The sequence below is a fragment of the Paracidovorax valerianellae genome (assembly GCF_900102625.1).
Classification (GTDB): Bacteria; Pseudomonadota; Gammaproteobacteria; order Burkholderiales; family Burkholderiaceae_C; genus Paracidovorax; species Paracidovorax valerianellae.
In genome coordinates, this window is the sequence record NZ_FMZC01000002.1 from 420,596 (window position 1) to 434,823 (window position 14,228).

The window sequence follows — 14,228 nt, forward strand, 5'->3', positions numbered from 1 at the left end:
GGCCTCGTCAATCGATTCGATGCAGCGCGCCGGGCGCGCAAAAAAAGCCCCGAAGGGCTTGAGGAGCGGATTCGCAGCGGCCCGGAGGCCGCCCGCGAAGGCTTGTGGCTTCAGGCCACGCCGTGCGTCTTGAACCACTCCAGCGCCCGCTTCCAGCCATCTTCGGCGGCTTCCTTGCGAAAGCTCGGCCGGTAGTCGGCGTGGAAGGCATGGGGCGCATCCGGGTACACGACGAACTGCGACGCCTTGGCGGCGGCGGAGCCGGTCTGCAGTGCCGCTTTCATCTTATCAATCGTGTCAAGGGGGATGCCGCTGTCTTTTTCGCCGTACAGGCCCAGCACCGGCGCCTTGAGGATGGGCGCGATGTCCACGGGGTGCTTGGGGGTGAGTTCGCTCGCCTGCCCGACCAGCCGGCCGTACCAGGCCACGCCCGCCTTGACGGGGCCGTGGGCGGCGTACAGCCAGGTGATGCGGCCGCCCCAGCAAAAGCCGGTGATGCCGACCTTCTTCAGGTCGCCGCCGTTTTCGCCGGCCCATTTCACGGTGCCGTCCAGATCGGCCAGCACCTGCGCGTCGGGCACCTTGGACACCAGCTCGCTCATCAGCTTGGCGGCTTCGGTGTATTGCAGGGGGTCGCCCTGGCGGGCATAGAGCTCGGGCGCGATGGCCAGGTAGCCGGCCTTGGCGAAGCGCCGGCAGGTGTCGGCGATGTATTCGTGCACGCCGAAGATTTCCTGGATCACCAGCACCACCGGCAGATCGGTCTTGCCGGCCGGGGCGGCGCGGTAGGCCGGCACCTTGAAACCGTTCACTTCGATGCTGACCTTGCCGGCCGTCAGCCCGTCCGCAGGAGTCTGGATGGCGGTCTGCGCCATCACGGGCATGGCCGCGGCGGCGTAGCCCACGCCAAAGCCGGCGCCCAGGGCCACACGCATCGCGGTTCGGCGGGTCGCGCCCGCTTCGGTGCTCTGGCCCGGCAAGAGGGCATCGAAATCGGTCTTGAGGTCATCACGCAGCATGGTCTGGCTCCTGGTTGAGTGAAAGGATCGGCAGCGCAAGAGTCTAGGGCCTGCCGCCCGCTGCGGCATGCCACGCCGGCACGCACGGGATTCTGAAGGCCCAGCGCCTGACTCCGCCCTGTCCTTCCCGCTTCAAATTTCTGTCTTGACAGAAATTAAAGAAAGCCTAGACTGCGCCCATGCAACTCACCGATATCGCCCAACGCTTCGTGGTCCACTGGGGAGAGATGGGCACCGCCTGGGGCGTAAACCGCACCGTGGCCCAGATCCACGCGCTGCTTTTCTTCCACGGCCGTCCGCTGCATGCGGAAGAGATCTGCGAAACCCTGGGCGTGGCCCGCTCCAATGCCAGCAACAGCCTGAAAGAGCTGCTCAACTGGAACCTGATCCGCACCACGCACGTGCTGGGCGACCGGCGCGACTATTTTGAAACCTCCACCGACGTGTGGGAGCTGTTTCGCACCGTGGTGCGCGAGCGCAAGGAGCGCGAGTTCGACCCCACCGTGCGCCTGCTGCGCGAACTGGTGGCCCGCCCCGACTTCGCCAGCGAAACCGCCGACGCGCAGGACCGCGTGCGCGAAACACTGCACCTCATGGATTCGCTCGGCGTGTGGGCTGACGAAATGCTGCGGCTTTCCCCATCTACCTTGGACAAGGTCTTGCGCCTGGGTGCCAGCGTGCAGAAGTTCGTGCGGGGCGGCGATGCCGGCAAGGCGCCGAAGCCCGACGACCCCAACTGATTTTTTTGCCCGGTCATTTCTGTTTCCAATGAAATTTCGGAAGGATTGAAAGATGAGCTCCGCAACCCGCCTGAACCCGGCCGTCTATCCCCTGACCCTGTACTTCGACTCGCGCTGCCGCCTGTGCGCCGCCGAGATGGGCAACCTGATGGTGCGCAACACCGATGGACTGCTGCGCTTCGCCGACGTCTGGGCGCCCGACTTCGAAGGCCCTCCCGCCGGCACGACCCAGGAAGAGCTTTTGACCCTGATCCATGCGCGCCAGGCCGATGGCGGCCTGCTGCGGGGCGTGGCGGTGTTTCGCGCGGCATACGAAGCGGTCGGCCTCGGCTGGGTGACGGCCGCCACGCGCTGGCCCGTGATCGGCCCGCTGGCCGACAAGGTCTATCCGGTGCTGGCACGCAACCGCTACCGCCTGCCCCAGTGGCTGGTGCAGGGCCTCTTCGAGCGGGCCAGCGGCGCGGCGGCCCGGCGCGCTGCTGCCCGCCACTGCAAGCCCGACGACGACCAGTGCCGGCTCTGATCCACAAAAGCCGGGCGATACACGCCGCAGACCATTCCATTCCCTTGCATTCCACTTCTTCAAAGGCCATGCCATGCACATCCTTCTGACCGGCTCGACCGGATTCTTCGGCCGCACGGTGCAGCGCGCACTCGAACGCGCAGGCCACACGGTGCACGGTGGCGTCTCGCCGCGCCGCGCTGCCGGCCAGCCCGGCCAGGTGGCGATGGACTTCGCCCATGACACCGATCCCGCCGTGTGGCTGCCGCGCCTGGCAGGCATCGATGCCGTGGTGAACGCCGTGGGCGTGCTGCGCGACACACGCGCCCGGCCGATCGACGCGCTGCACCAGCACACGCCCGTGGCGCTGTTCGATGCCTGCGCGCAGGCCGGCGTGCGGCGCATCGTGCAGATCTCAGCGCTCGGCATCGCGAACAGCGCCACGCGCTATGCCACCACCAAGCGGGCAGCCGACACGCACCTGCTCGGGCTGACCGCGCGCGGAGACGTCTCGGGCGTGGTGCTGCGGCCCAGCATCGTGTTCGGCCGCGGCGGCGCCAGCAGCGCGCTGTTCATGAACCTGGCCCGGTTGCCCGTGGTGGTGCTGCCCGGCGCCGTGCTTCAGGCCAGCGTGCAGCCGGTGGCGGTGCACGATCTCGCTGAAGCGGTGGTCGCCCTGATGGGCCCGGCGCTGGGCACCACCGGCCTGATCGAATGCAGCGGCCCTGAAGCCGTGCCCATGGCAGGCCTGATCGCCAGCCTGCGCCAGCAAAGTGGCCACGGCCCGGCACGCGTGCTGCGGCTGCCCGAGCCACTCAGCCGCCTGAGCGCGCGGCTGGGCGACCAGGTGCCCGGCGTGCCGTGGTGCAGCGAAACGCTCGCGCTGCTGGGCAGCGACAACACGGCGGACCCCGCGGCCCTGCGGCGCCTGCTCGGCCACGAGGCCACCCACTACCGCCGCCTGGTCGAAAGCGCCTGGGTGCAGGCCGCGCGATGAACGCCGACACCGCCCGCTGGCTGCGCGGCAGCCTCGTCCTGGTGTGGCTGGGCACCGCGCTGGCCAGCGCCATCGAAGCGCAAGGCCAGGGGCGCGACCTGCTGGTGCGCGGCGGCCTGCAGAACGAAGCCTGGATCCAGGCCCTGGTGTGGGGCGGCATCGCGGCCGACACCGCCATCGGCCTGGCGCTGTGGCTGCGCCCCGGGCGCGCCACCGATGCCATGGCGCTCGCGCTGATGGGCGTGATGACCGCCGTCGCGACGGTGCTGCTGCCCACGCTGTGGCTGGACCCACTGGGCCCGCTGCTCAAGAACCTGCCCATCGCCGCGATCTTCATCGCCTTGTTGAAAGCACCCCGCACATGAACACCTACCTCTCGCTCAAATGGGTCCACATCCTGTCCAGCGTGCTGCTGGTGGGCACGGGCTTCGGTTCGGCGTTCTACCTGTTCTTCGCCAACCGCAGCGGAAACGTTGCGGCCCAGGCCGTGGTGTCGCGGCTGGTGGTGCGGGCGGACACGTGGTTCACCACGCCCGCCGGCATCGTGCAGCCCATCACAGGCGTCGCCATGGCGATGATGGCCGGCTGGCCCCTGTCCACGCCGTGGCTGGCGGCTTCGATCGGGCTGTACGGGTTGGCCGGCCTGTGCTGGCTGCCGGTGCTATGGCTCCAGTGGCGCATGGCCGCGATCGCCCGCGATGCGGCGGAGCAAGGGACACCGATGCCCGCGCTCTACAACCGCTACGCCCGCTGGTGGGAAGCCCTGGGTTACCCGGCCTTTGTGGCGATGCTGGCCATTTACTACCTGATGGTCCACAAGCCCGCGCTGTGGGGCTGATGCGGGTGAGTGTCAAAGCCGGGATCAGGCGCAGGCCATGGCCTCGACCTTTGCCACCGCTTGCATGCCTGCATAGGCATGCCGCGCCAGCGCTTCGGCCAGCACTTGCGAGGGGTTGACCAGGCGCGTGCCCGCTGCCGTTTCGTCCAGGGCCAGCGGGATTTCGGTGCAGCCCATGATGAGCGACGAAAGGCCCTCGCGCTCGCGCAACGCCTGCGCCACGGCAGCAAAACGGCTGCGGGCCAGCGCGTAGTCTCCCGCCTTCACTCCAGCGTAGATGCCCTGCATGAGCTGCTCGCGCTCGTGCGGCAGGGGCAGCACGCAGGCGACGCCCTGGTCCGCCAGCGCGGCCTGGTACAGGCCGGTGTCGTACGAGCCTTGCGTGGCAAGCAAGCCCACGCGCAAATCCCCTGAGGCCGCCAAGGCGGCCGCCACCTCGCGCATGCCATGCAGCACCTTCAGTTGCGGAAACCGCTGCTGCAGCTCTCCATGCCAGGCGTGGGCGGTGTTGCAGGCGATCGCCATCGCCTGCACCCCCAGCGCCACCAGCCGGCCCGTGGCCTGCGCCATGGGCTCGGCCGGCTGCTGCGCGCCGGGCGTGCGGTCGCCCAGCGCTGCCGTGCGGTCGGGAATGGGCACCTGCGCCAGCCAGTGCTCGGGGTAGGCCTGATCGCGCACGGGAATGCCCAGCGCCTCCATGCGGCGCGTGCACGCCTCGACGAAAAGCCGCACGAAATCGGCACCCGCCGCGGGCCCCATGCCCCCCAGGATGCCGACCATGCAGGGCCGCTGGGCGGGCAATGGCAATGTCGCCGTCATGACCAGACCTTCACAAGCAGTGGCGTGGCGATCCGCGATGGATCAGTTGGCAGGCTTGTCGCTTTGCGCCACCAGGTTGTCGCGCAGTTCCTTGGACATGGGCAGGCCCAGGTTCTGGCCCTTGGGCGGCACGGGCGACATGAACCACTTGGTGTAGAGCTTTTCGAATTCGCCGGACTTCATCATTCCGCCGATCACGCCGTTCACCAGCGCCTGGAATTGGGGGTCGTCCTTGCGCATCATGCAGGCGTAGGGCTCGACCTGCAGCGAATCGCCCACCACCACCCAGTCCGCCGGATTGCGGGCATTGCCCTTCAGGCCGAAGAGCAGGATGTCGTCCATCGCGAAGGCTTCCGCGCGGCCCGAATCGACCAGCAGCATGGAATCGTCATGGTCCTTGCCGAGCACGATGTCCATGTCCAGGTTGTTCTCGCGGCTGTACTTGCGGATGACCTGCGCGTTGGTGGTGCCGCTGGTGCTGGCGACCTTCTTCTTGGCCAGGTCGGCGTAGTTCTGCACGCCCGACGTCTTCTTGGTGAGCAGGCGGGTGCCCGTGTAGAAATAGTTCACGGCGAACTGCACGTCCTTGCCGCGCGCCGTGTTGTTGGTGGTGGAGCCGCATTCCAGGTCCACCGTGCCGTTGGTGATCAGCGGAATGCGGTTTTGCGACGTGACGGCCTGCAGTTCGACCTTGATCGCCGGATTCTTCAACTTGGCGCGGACCGCATTCACCACGGCGTTGGAGATCTCCACCGAGAAACCGATCGGCTCGCCCGGGCCCGCCAGGTAGCTGAAAGGCACCGAAGACTCGCGATAGGCCAGCGTGATCTTTCCTGCATCGGCGATCTTCTGCAGGGTGTCGGCGTTGGCGGCGGCAGCAGCGCACACGCCGCAGGCGAGGACAGCGGCAGACAGGAATGGCTTCATGGAGAGCTCCTTGACGGGGAAACAATAAGGGGATGAATGATGCGGGTGCCCAGGCACTGTAGAAACTCGGCGCGGCTTTCACCAATTCATTCGGCGGTAGGGGCCATGACGAAAAGTTATGCACCGGCCCGGGCCGAGAGCCATCCGCAAGCAATCTTCGCGCCCACCCGGCGCAGCGGGCTCACCGCCGCCATCGCGCATAACTTCCCGGCATGCCCCATCGGCGGTTTGGCATTGTTCAAAGGCTGAAGGCCTCCCTAGAGTGCAGACCACAGCCGGCCATGCCGGCGACAACGAACGGGAATCGAACGATATGGATGCATGTGTCATGGGGGCGGGCATCGTGGGCCTGGCCACGGCCTACGAACTGCAGCGCCAGGGAATGCGCGTCACAGTGATCGACCAGGGGCCGGTGGGCGGCGGCGCCAGCGGCGGCAATGGCGCGCAGCTGAGCTACAGCTACGTGCAGCCCCTGGCCGACCCGGGCCTGTGGGCGCAGTTGCCCAAGCTGCTGCTGTCGCGCGAATCGCCGCTGCAGTTGCGCCTGCAGTGGGACCCGCACCAGTGGCAGTGGGCGCTGCGCTTTCTGGCCGCATGCAACAGCGCCACTTCGCGCCGCACCACCGAACAACTGTTGGCCCTGGCCGCGCACAGCCGCGCCGGCTTCGAGGCCATGCGGGCCCGCGAAGCGCTGGACTGCGATTTTTCGGACACCGGCAAACTGGTGCTCTACGGCACCCGTGAAGGCCTGGCAGGGGCCGAACGCCAGATGGAACTGCAGCGCGCCTGGGGCAGCGAGCAGGCATCCATTTCGGCCCAGCGCTGCGTGGAACTTGAACCCGCCCTCGCCCACCATGCCGCCCACATCGCCGGCGCGATCCACACCCCCAGCGAGTGCGCGGCCGACTGCCAGAAGGTGTGCGAGGGATTGCATGCGCTGCTCGCGCAGCGCGGCGCCCGGTTCGAACTGGGCGCGCAGGTGCAGGGCTTCGACCTTTCGCAAGGCCGCATCGCGGCGGTGCGCACGACCGCCGGGCCGATCGAGGCCGACCGCTTCGTGCTGGCGCTGGGCAGCGGCAGCGTCGCGGTGGCGAACCAGTTGGGTGTGCGGCTGCCGGCCTATCCGATCAAGGGCTACAGCGTCACGCTCGATGCGCCGGACCACGCACCGTGGGCGCCGCGCATGAACGTGACGCATGCCGGGCGCAAGGTGGTGTTCGCCCGGCTGGGGCAGCGTCTGCGCGTGGCCGGCATGGCCGAACTCGTGGGCCAAGACCGCAGCATTTCCCCCGCACGCATCGACAGCCTGCGCGCCACGGTGCGCGCCGTGCTGGGGCACGAAGCGCCCGCGGACGCGTTGCGGCCCTGGACCGGCATGCGCCCCGCCACGCCCACCGGCCTGCCGATCGCCGGACGGGCCGAGGCCGGCCCCGACAACCTCTGGATCAACACGGGCCACGGCGCATTGGGTTTCACGCTGGCCTTCGGCACCGCCGCCCTGCTGGCCCGGCAGATGCAGCAGGCGCCCGCGCAAGCCTGAACCGCCCAGGTCAGTCGCGCTCGGTCAGCCCGGTCGACGCCAAGGTCTGCGCCACGGCGTCCCGCATGCAGCGCACCATCGCATCGGCCAGCAGCGAAGCCGGCCGGTTCACCATGCGCAGTGCCTTCACGGGCACGGCAATGCGGGGCGTGAGGGCGAGCACATCCACCCGCGACCGGTCGGCAGAGGCCGCGGTGCACACGTCCACCAGAGCCACGCCCAGCCCGTGGTGCGCCAGCGCCAGCGCCGCGTGGTAGGTCTGCACGGTGAAGGCCGCCTGCAGGCCCACATCGGCCTCGCGGCTGGCGTGGTTCACCATCGTGCCGAGCGGGTCGGTGGCCTCCAGCCGGATCACGGGCGTCTGGGCCAGATCGGCCAGGTGCACCACGCCGGCCTGCACGATCGCCGCGTCCAGCGTGCCTTTGGGCGCCACGCACACCACGCGGCCTTCGGCCAGCGTTTCCTGCGCGAGCGATGGATGCACCAGCGCACTGAAAACGAAACCGATATCGGCCTCCTGCAGCACCAGGGCCGAGACGATCTGGGGCGAATGCAGCGCATCGATGCGCACCGCCACGTCGGGGTGCAGCGCCCGAAAGGCATGCAGTGCGCGCGGCATCACCTCATGGCTCAGGGCAAGGACGCTCAGCACATGCAGCTCGCCCTCGCGCTGCTGGCCACGCAGGCTGTTGGCCAGCCGCTGCACATCGTCGAGCTGGTTGAACAGGCGTTCAATGTGCGGATAGAGCGTTTGCGCCTCGCGCGTGGGAACGAGCCGGCCCTTCATGCGGTGGAAAAGCGGGAAACCCAATTGCAGTTCGGCGTGCGCCAGGATGCGGCTGACCGCTGGCTGGGTGACGTTGATGAGCCGGGCGGCGGCGCTCACGCTGCCGGTGAGCATCACCGCATTGAAGACTTCGATGTGGCGCAAGCGCATGGCAGGAGGCGGGCTTTTTTTAGAACGGCGAAGCCAGCCATATTGCATCAAAAAGCATCTGGCCTTGCTCTGCCGTAGATGCAATTCGACACAAATGCCGCAAGACAGTCATACGGGGCCGATAGGCTCGCCGCTTTGCGCGACAAGGCCGACCAACAGGCCGATGTGATGACACCGCATTGACCTTACGTGTTCTGGCGCTCTTCAGAACATCACCAACGACCCTTCATTCAGAAAGACAGGCATGGCAGATTCCAGTGGCAGCGTGTGGGTGGCCCGATTTCCGACCAGCAACCAGACCAGCGACCTGATCGCGAGTTTTCGCACCAAGGTGGAAAGCTTCATCGCGGCGCTACAAGCAGGGGGTGCATCGGTATCGATTTCTGCCACCTTGCGCCCGCCCAAGCGCGCCTATCTCATGCACTATGCGTGGCGCATCGCGCGGGAAAACCTGGACGCGGCCACCGTGCCGGCCATGGCGGGCGTGGACATCGAATGGGTGCACCGCGGCGCTACGGGCGCCGTCAACGCGGGCGCCGCCCGGGTGGCCGCCAACCAGATGGTCGCGGGCTATAGCATCGTATATGCGCCCGCCCTCACCTCGCGGCACTCCGAAGGGCGCGCCATCGACATGACGATCACCAACTATTCAGGGAAGGCCTTCAACAATGCCACTGGCACCAGCACCACTGTCACCACCGCTGCGCAACTGCACGCCCTCGGCGCCACCTACGGCGTCTACAAGCTGGTGTCCGACCCACCGCACTGGTCCGACGATGGCCACTGAACGCCGCACCCCACGCCGCCCCGCCGTGCTCGCGCTGGTGGGCCTGCTGTTCAGCGGCATGGCCGCGCACGCGGGCACGCCGCCAACCGCGCAGCCGGCCGGCCAAACGGCCCAGGCGGCTCAGGCGGTGTCATCCCGCGTCGGCCTCCTGGACGCACGCCGGCCCGACGCGCCCCGCCTGGTCATGGCGACCCCGCAGCCGGACGGCGAGCCTCAGCACTACCTGCGCCTGTCTCCACCGATGGGCAAAAAGCCGGAGTGCTGCGTGCAACCCGGCGTGGCCGCCCAGGAAGCCTCCATCCTGCAGTACCGCGGCGAAGACGCCGTGCCTGCCGATGAACGCGAGGCGCAGTTCCAGAAAGCGCCTGAAGAAGGTTTCGTGGGCCTGCTGCTGCAAAAGAACGCAGTGGTAAAGCGCACCACGGCCCACCGCATCGTGCTGCGCTGGCCAGACCGCAAGGCCCGGGTGCGCGTGGACCATTGCCTCTCCAGCGAGGGAATGCACGTGAAGATCGCGGAAAGCGGCGCCAAGGGGCAGTGGACGCCGAAAGCCCATTACTACCTCCCGCTGGGATCGGACGTCGCGGCGGACTGCCCACCTGATTAAGCTTTTTAGCTAAGCGGTATATATGGCTAAAATCAGCCCGCTTCAAATTCACTAAGCAAAAAGGGAGAAGGAATTGGGGAAACTTGAAAAGGGTTTAATTGCAGATCAGAACGTGGAAGTCAAGATATTCCCATCCATCGAGCACGATTCATTAAAAAAAGTGACATCCATAGTCTTGCACCGCACAGACTCATCCACAGCGAGCAGTTCTTTAAATGCTTACAAAGGCGGCCAGAAGACCGGCGCTCATTTTTTAATCGACAAGTCTGGAAAAATCTACCAAACAGCCAGCCTGCTAAAAACTTGCTGGCACGTTGGGATACTGCAGCCTCGTTGTGCAAACGAAAACATTTGCGCGCCAGATGAACTGAAAACGATCAACGCGATGCTGCATGAACGGGGTATGAGTTTTGGGCGGCGTGCAACGAACGTGTCTGACTCAGAAAATCGCAAGAGCTACCCACTACGTTACCCGGCAAATAGTGACTCCATTGGCATAGAAGTAGTCGGTCTATTTCTTCAAGGCAGCCAAGTGTATGAAACACCGACCTCAGCGCAGCTTTATCAAACCAAATGGCTCACGCAGTTGCTAGTTGCCGAATATGGATTGAAGCTGAATGCAGACGTCTACTCTCACGGTGCTATCGCTCGCAAACAGCCTGCAGAGGGAGCGCAATTATTGAAGTATCTTTTCAGTGGGGCATGAATGCATCATCTGAAAATTTTTCCTCTCCTTTTGGTGGCGGCCACAGCAGCATTGCTCATCGCATTTGGGCTTCACATCAAAAATTCAGGATCCATATCATCTACATTGATCGTCGATACTATTCAGCGCTCCATTGACCACACCACTGCCTCCATGGGCTGCGAAACGCTGGCGCTCTCGCCGAAGGATGCGGAAACCTATTTCTCGACCGCGACCGAAGTCTCCGCCGCACGGTTCGATGCGGAGTCGATCATCCTGCCGTGCAGCTTTTCCGGCACGTTGACGAAGGGCGGCATTCGGTACGCCTGGCGCATCCATGCGGCAGGTGCCGGGTACCTGACGGCGCAGGCCACCTCCTCTGAAACGAAACGGTTTCTCTGCGAAGACGCCTGCGAAAAGGCGCTGCCCGCGCTCATGGGCCGTTGATGCACGAACGCTGACGGACCTCCATGAGCGCGCCGGCCTTCAACGCGCTGCTGGCATCAATGCGCCTTGTCCCAGTTCGGCCCCACGCCGACTTCCGCGAGCAGGGGCACCTTCAGCTCCGCCACGCCCGCCATCAGCCGGGGAACCTCGCGGCGCACCCAATCGACCTCGCTCTCCGGCAGCTCGAACACCAGTTCATCGTGCACCTGCATGATCATCAGCACGCCGCGCTGCTCGGCGTCCAGCACGTCCTGCACCGCCACCATGGCCTTCTTGATGAGGTCGGCCGCCGTGCCCTGCATGGGCGCGTTGATGGCCGCGCGCTCCGCGCCGCTGCGGCGCGGGCCGTTGGGCGAGTTGATCTCGGGCAGGTAGAGGCGCCGGCCGAACACCGTTTCCACATAACCCTTGGTCTTGGCGAGGGCCTTGGTTTCGTCCATGTACTGCTTCACGCCCGGATAGCGCTGGAAGTAGCGGTCGATGTAGGCCGCGGCGGCCTTGGTCTCGATGCCCAGGTTCCGGGCCAGGCCGAAGCTGCTCATGCCGTAGATGAGCCCGAAGTTGATGACCTTGGCATAGCGGCGTTGCTCGCTGCTGACCTGGCTGACCTCCACGCCGAACACTTCGGCCGCAGTGGCGCGGTGCACGTCCAGGCCTTCGGTGAAAGCGTGCAGCAGCGATTCGTCGCCGCTCAGGTGGGCCATGATGCGCAGCTCGATCTGGCTGTAGTCGGCGCTGGCGATCAGGCGCCCTGGCGGGGCCACGAAGGCCTCGCGCACGCGGCGGCCTTCGGCGGTGCGGATGGGAATGTTCTGCAGGTTGGGGTCGTTGCTGGACAGGCGCCCCGTAACCGCCACGGCCTGCGCATAGTGCGTGTGCACACGGCCCGTGGCCGGGTGAGCCAACTGCGCGAGTTTGTCGGTATAGGTGCCCTTGAGCTTGGACAGGCTGCGGTGTTCCAGCAGCTTGGCAGGCAGCGGGTAGTCCTCGGCCAGCTTTTCCAGCACCTCTTCATCGGTGCTGCGCGCGCCGGTCGCGGTCTTCTTGACCACGGGCATGCCCAGCTTGTCGAAGAAGATCTCGCCCAATTGCTTGGGGCTGCCCAGGTTGAACGGCTGGCCGGCGATCTCGTAGGCCTCGGTTTCCAACTGCAGGATGCGCTGGCCCAGTTCGTGGCTTTGTTGCGCGAGGATGGGCGCATCCACCAGCACGCCATTGCGTTCGATGCGGTACAGCGCCTCGCTGCTGGCCATCTCCAGTTCGTAGATGCCGCGCAGCTTGTCGTCGGCCTGCAGTTGCGGCCACAGCACGCGGTGCACGTCCAGGGTCTGGTCGGAGTCCTCGCACGAATATTCGGCCGCCAGTTCGATCGACACCTGGCTGAACGGAATCTGCTTGGCGCCCTTGCCGCACAGGTCTTCGTAATTGATGCCGCTGCGGCCCAGGTGGCGCTCGGCCAGGCTGCCCAGGCCATGCGGCCGGTGCACTTCCAGCACGTAGCTTTGCAGCATGGTGTCATGGGCATAGCCCTGCACTTCGATGCCGTGGTTGGCCAGCACGTGGCGGTCGTATTTGACGTGCTGACCCAGCTTCTTGCGGGTGCCGTCTTCCAGCCAGGGCTTGAGCCGCGCCAGCACTTCGTCGCGCGGCAACTGCGCCGGCGCATCGGGATAGTCGTGCGCCAGCGGCACATAGGCGGCCGTGCCGGCTTCCACGCTCCAGCTGATGCCGACGATCTCGGCGCGCATCTCGTCGAGCGAGGTGGTTTCGGTATCGATCGCGACCAGATCGGCTGCCTGCAGGCGCGCGAACCAGGCGTCGAAGGCCTCCCAGGTCAGCACGGTTTCGTATTGCAGGTTGCTGACCTTCGCCGCAGCGGCTTCGGCCGGCTCGTCGAACAGGCCGGGCGACGGGTCCATGGCGCCGCGACGGCCCTTGCCGGCCTTGGCCGCATCTTCTTCCAGCAGCTCGGGCGGGGTCTCCTGGATTTCGATGGCCCGGGCCAGGCCCTTGAAGCCGTACTGTTCGTAGAAGGCCTTGAGCGACGCGGCATCCTGCGCGCCGGTGGCCAGGGCGTCCAGCGAGGGCAGGCCGGCCACGTGCGCAGCCAGATCGCAATCGGTGCGGATGGTGACGAGCTGGCGGCCGGTGGGCAGCCAGTCGCGGGCGTTGCGCAGGTTCTCGCCCGCCACGCCCTTGATCTCGGCCGCGCGCTCCATCAGCGCGTCGAGCGAGCCGTATTCCATGAGCCACTTGGCAGCCGTCTTGGGGCCGACCTTGGGCACGCCGGGCACGTTGTCCACGGTGTCGCCCACCAGGGTCTGGTAGTCGACCATCAGGTGCGGGGGCACGCCGAACTCGGCCGTCACGCCGGCGATGTCGCGCTTCTTGCCGCTCATCGTGTCGATGATGGTGATGTGCGCATCCACCAGCTGGCTCATGTCCTTGTCGCCGCTGGAGACGATCACCTCCACCCCCTGGCGCGCCGCGGTGACGGCGAGCGTACCGATCACGTCGTCGGCCTCCACGCCGGGCACGTCCAGCACGGCCCAGCCCAGCAGGCGCACCACTTCGTGGATCGCCGGAATCTGGGCGCGCAGGTCGTCGGGCATGGGCGCGCGCTGCGCCTTGTATTCGGGATAGATGTCGTCGCGGAAGGTCTTGCCCGAGGCGTCGAACACGCAGGCGGCATAGTCGGCGCGCACTTCGCGGCGCAGGGCCTGCATCATGTTGACCATGCCGCGGATGGCGCCCGTGGCCGGGCTGGCCGGGTCGCCCGGTACGGCCCGCAGGTCGGGCATGGCATGGTAGGCGCGGTACAGATAGCTGGAGCCGTCCACCAGCACCAGGGTCTTGGGTTTGCTCATAGCCGCAGATTGTGCCCCGCGCTGCGCGCCCGCCGGGTGCGGCGCTCTACAATCCGCCCCATGCGCGCTGTCCACACTCTCTTCCTGCTGGCACTGGCTGCCGGCCCCGTCCTGGCCCAGACCACTGATCAAAATGCGGCCCAGCGCACAGTGGATCAGCGCGAGCAGCTACCAAATCAGGAGCAAGCGGGCGACCGCCAGAACCAGCGTGTCGAGCGCATCCAGGTCGAAGACGAAGGCAGCCGCGTGAATGAGCTGCGCGTGGGCGGCCAGACGCAGAGCATCACGGTGCAGCCAAAGACCGGCAGCATGCCCGAATACGAGATCCAGCCCGGCGAAGGCGCACGCACCCGGCCCCGCAACGGCGCAGAGACCAACACCGCACCCCGCGTGTGGAACGTGATGAAGTTCTGAGGCCGGCACGCCCCGCCCTCGACCCGCAGGCACCCGCGGCAGCCTTTGCTACCGCCTTGCTGCCTTAAGCGCCTTCGTTCGGTTCCGTTTCTCTTCTCCCCC

General features: G+C 66.5%; 16 protein-coding genes. 11 read left to right on the forward strand and 5 right to left on the reverse strand.

The annotated features are described in order from the left end of the window. Positions 1 to 110: 110 nt before the first annotated feature. The gene (locus tag BLT03_RS04580; RefSeq protein WP_092740739.1) at positions 111 to 1,019 is read right to left on the reverse strand and encodes a dienelactone hydrolase family protein; all 909 of its coding nucleotides are present in this window, start codon (positions 1,017 to 1,019) and stop codon (positions 111 to 113) included. Positions 1,020 to 1,198: 179 nt separating this feature from the next. Here BLT03_RS04580 and BLT03_RS04585 point away from each other — a divergent pair, with 179 nt between their 5' ends. The 5 genes from BLT03_RS04585 to BLT03_RS04605 all read left to right on the forward strand — a co-directional run bounded on the left by BLT03_RS04585 (position 1,199) and on the right by BLT03_RS04605 (position 4,096). Next, positions 1,199 to 1,759: a GbsR/MarR family transcriptional regulator gene (locus tag BLT03_RS04585; protein WP_092740741.1), complete on the forward strand. Its 561-nt coding sequence runs from the start codon at positions 1,199 to 1,201 to the stop codon at positions 1,757 to 1,759. A gap of 52 nt (positions 1,760 to 1,811) precedes the next feature. Then, entirely contained in the window at positions 1,812 to 2,282 is a 471-nt protein-coding gene (locus BLT03_RS04590) for a thiol-disulfide oxidoreductase DCC family protein (protein ID WP_092740743.1), read from the forward strand. A 73-nt stretch (positions 2,283 to 2,355) separates the two neighbouring features. Then, positions 2,356 to 3,258, forward strand: coding sequence for an NAD-dependent epimerase/dehydratase family protein (locus BLT03_RS04595; RefSeq protein WP_092740745.1), 903 nt, complete (start codon positions 2,356 to 2,358; stop codon positions 3,256 to 3,258). Further along, positions 3,255 to 3,623 (forward strand): DoxX-like family protein, encoded by a 369-nt coding sequence (locus BLT03_RS04600; protein WP_092740747.1) that lies wholly within the window; start codon positions 3,255 to 3,257, stop codon positions 3,621 to 3,623. Before BLT03_RS04595 ends, BLT03_RS04600 begins: the two co-directional genes overlap by 4 nt. After that, the gene (locus BLT03_RS04605; RefSeq protein ID WP_092740749.1) at positions 3,620 to 4,096 is read left to right on the forward strand and encodes a DUF2269 family protein; all 477 of its coding nucleotides are present in this window, start codon (positions 3,620 to 3,622) and stop codon (positions 4,094 to 4,096) included. Before BLT03_RS04600 ends, BLT03_RS04605 begins: the two co-directional genes overlap by 4 nt. 24 nt (positions 4,097 to 4,120) lie before the next feature. Here the strand turns inward: BLT03_RS04605 and BLT03_RS04610 are convergent, their stop codons facing one another. Continuing rightward, positions 4,121 to 4,915, reverse strand: coding sequence for an aspartate/glutamate racemase family protein (locus BLT03_RS04610; RefSeq protein WP_092740751.1), 795 nt, complete (start codon positions 4,913 to 4,915; stop codon positions 4,121 to 4,123). Positions 4,916 to 4,957: 42 nt separating this feature from the next. Next, positions 4,958 to 5,842: an amino acid ABC transporter substrate-binding protein gene (locus tag BLT03_RS04615; RefSeq protein ID WP_092740753.1), complete on the reverse strand. Its 885-nt coding sequence runs from the start codon at positions 5,840 to 5,842 to the stop codon at positions 4,958 to 4,960. A 313-nt stretch (positions 5,843 to 6,155) separates the two neighbouring features. Here BLT03_RS04615 and BLT03_RS04620 point away from each other — a divergent pair, with 313 nt between their 5' ends. Next, positions 6,156 to 7,382 (forward strand): D-amino acid dehydrogenase, encoded by a 1,227-nt coding sequence (locus BLT03_RS04620; RefSeq protein ID WP_175537660.1) that lies wholly within the window; start codon positions 6,156 to 6,158, stop codon positions 7,380 to 7,382. Positions 7,383 to 7,392: 10 nt separating this feature from the next. Here the strand turns inward: BLT03_RS04620 and BLT03_RS04625 are convergent, their stop codons facing one another. Then, on the reverse strand, positions 7,393 to 8,319 hold the full coding sequence (locus BLT03_RS04625; protein WP_092740755.1) for a LysR substrate-binding domain-containing protein: 927 nt from the start codon (positions 8,317 to 8,319) through the stop codon (positions 7,393 to 7,395). A gap of 244 nt (positions 8,320 to 8,563) precedes the next feature. Here BLT03_RS04625 and BLT03_RS04630 point away from each other — a divergent pair, with 244 nt between their 5' ends. The 4 genes from BLT03_RS04630 to BLT03_RS23760 all read left to right on the forward strand — a co-directional run bounded on the left by BLT03_RS04630 (position 8,564) and on the right by BLT03_RS23760 (position 10,845). Further along, positions 8,564 to 9,106: a hypothetical protein gene (locus BLT03_RS04630; RefSeq protein WP_092740757.1), complete on the forward strand. Its 543-nt coding sequence runs from the start codon at positions 8,564 to 8,566 to the stop codon at positions 9,104 to 9,106. After that, a complete protein-coding gene (locus BLT03_RS04635) occupies positions 9,096 to 9,713 on the forward strand; it encodes a hypothetical protein (RefSeq protein WP_245711241.1) in 618 nt (205 codons plus the stop codon). The genes BLT03_RS04630 and BLT03_RS04635 overlap by 11 nt, the downstream gene beginning before the upstream one ends. A 73-nt stretch (positions 9,714 to 9,786) precedes the next feature. Further along, entirely contained in the window at positions 9,787 to 10,419 is a 633-nt protein-coding gene (locus BLT03_RS04640; RefSeq protein WP_245711242.1) for a peptidoglycan recognition protein family protein, read from the forward strand. After that, positions 10,420 to 10,845, forward strand: coding sequence for a hypothetical protein (locus BLT03_RS23760; RefSeq protein ID WP_139160320.1), 426 nt, complete (start codon positions 10,420 to 10,422; stop codon positions 10,843 to 10,845). Between the two features lie 56 nt (positions 10,846 to 10,901). On the opposite strand, the gene polA is transcribed toward BLT03_RS23760, so the two are convergent. Beyond that, a complete protein-coding gene (polA, locus tag BLT03_RS04650; RefSeq protein WP_092740761.1) occupies positions 10,902 to 13,712 on the reverse strand; it encodes a DNA polymerase I in 2,811 nt (936 codons plus the stop codon). Positions 13,713 to 13,772: 60 nt separating this feature from the next. On the opposite strand from polA, the gene BLT03_RS04655 reads away from it, so the two are divergent. Next, the gene (locus BLT03_RS04655; RefSeq protein ID WP_092740763.1) at positions 13,773 to 14,126 is read left to right on the forward strand and encodes a hypothetical protein; all 354 of its coding nucleotides are present in this window, start codon (positions 13,773 to 13,775) and stop codon (positions 14,124 to 14,126) included. The last annotated feature ends 102 nt before the right edge of the window (positions 14,127 to 14,228 follow it).

Bases quoted from the DNA above. Each gene is read 5' to 3' on its own strand.
- BLT03_RS04580 (WP_092740739.1), bottom strand. From the start codon at position 1,019: ATGCTGCGTGATGACCTCAAGACCGATTTCGATGCCCTCTTGCCGGGC.
- BLT03_RS04585 (WP_092740741.1), top strand. From the start codon at position 1,199: ATGCAACTCACCGATATCGCCCAACGCTTCGTGGTCCACTGGGGAGAG.
- BLT03_RS04590 (WP_092740743.1), top strand. From the start codon at position 1,812: ATGAGCTCCGCAACCCGCCTGAACCCGGCCGTCTATCCCCTGACCCTG.
- BLT03_RS04595 (WP_092740745.1), top strand. From the start codon at position 2,356: ATGCACATCCTTCTGACCGGCTCGACCGGATTCTTCGGCCGCACGGTG.
- BLT03_RS04600 (WP_092740747.1), top strand. From the start codon at position 3,255: ATGAACGCCGACACCGCCCGCTGGCTGCGCGGCAGCCTCGTCCTGGTG.
- BLT03_RS04605 (WP_092740749.1), top strand. From the start codon at position 3,620: ATGAACACCTACCTCTCGCTCAAATGGGTCCACATCCTGTCCAGCGTG.
- BLT03_RS04610 (WP_092740751.1), bottom strand. From the start codon at position 4,915: ATGACGGCGACATTGCCATTGCCCGCCCAGCGGCCCTGCATGGTCGGC.
- BLT03_RS04615 (WP_092740753.1), bottom strand. From the start codon at position 5,842: ATGAAGCCATTCCTGTCTGCCGCTGTCCTCGCCTGCGGCGTGTGCGCT.
- BLT03_RS04620 (WP_175537660.1), top strand. From the start codon at position 6,156: ATGGATGCATGTGTCATGGGGGCGGGCATCGTGGGCCTGGCCACGGCC.
- BLT03_RS04625 (WP_092740755.1), bottom strand. From the start codon at position 8,319: ATGCGCTTGCGCCACATCGAAGTCTTCAATGCGGTGATGCTCACCGGC.
- BLT03_RS04630 (WP_092740757.1), top strand. From the start codon at position 8,564: ATGGCAGATTCCAGTGGCAGCGTGTGGGTGGCCCGATTTCCGACCAGC.
- BLT03_RS04635 (WP_245711241.1), top strand. From the start codon at position 9,096: ATGGCCACTGAACGCCGCACCCCACGCCGCCCCGCCGTGCTCGCGCTG.
- BLT03_RS23760 (WP_139160320.1), top strand. From the start codon at position 10,420: ATGCATCATCTGAAAATTTTTCCTCTCCTTTTGGTGGCGGCCACAGCA.
- polA (WP_092740761.1), bottom strand. From the start codon at position 13,712: ATGAGCAAACCCAAGACCCTGGTGCTGGTGGACGGCTCCAGCTATCTG.
- BLT03_RS04655 (WP_092740763.1), top strand. From the start codon at position 13,773: ATGCGCGCTGTCCACACTCTCTTCCTGCTGGCACTGGCTGCCGGCCCC.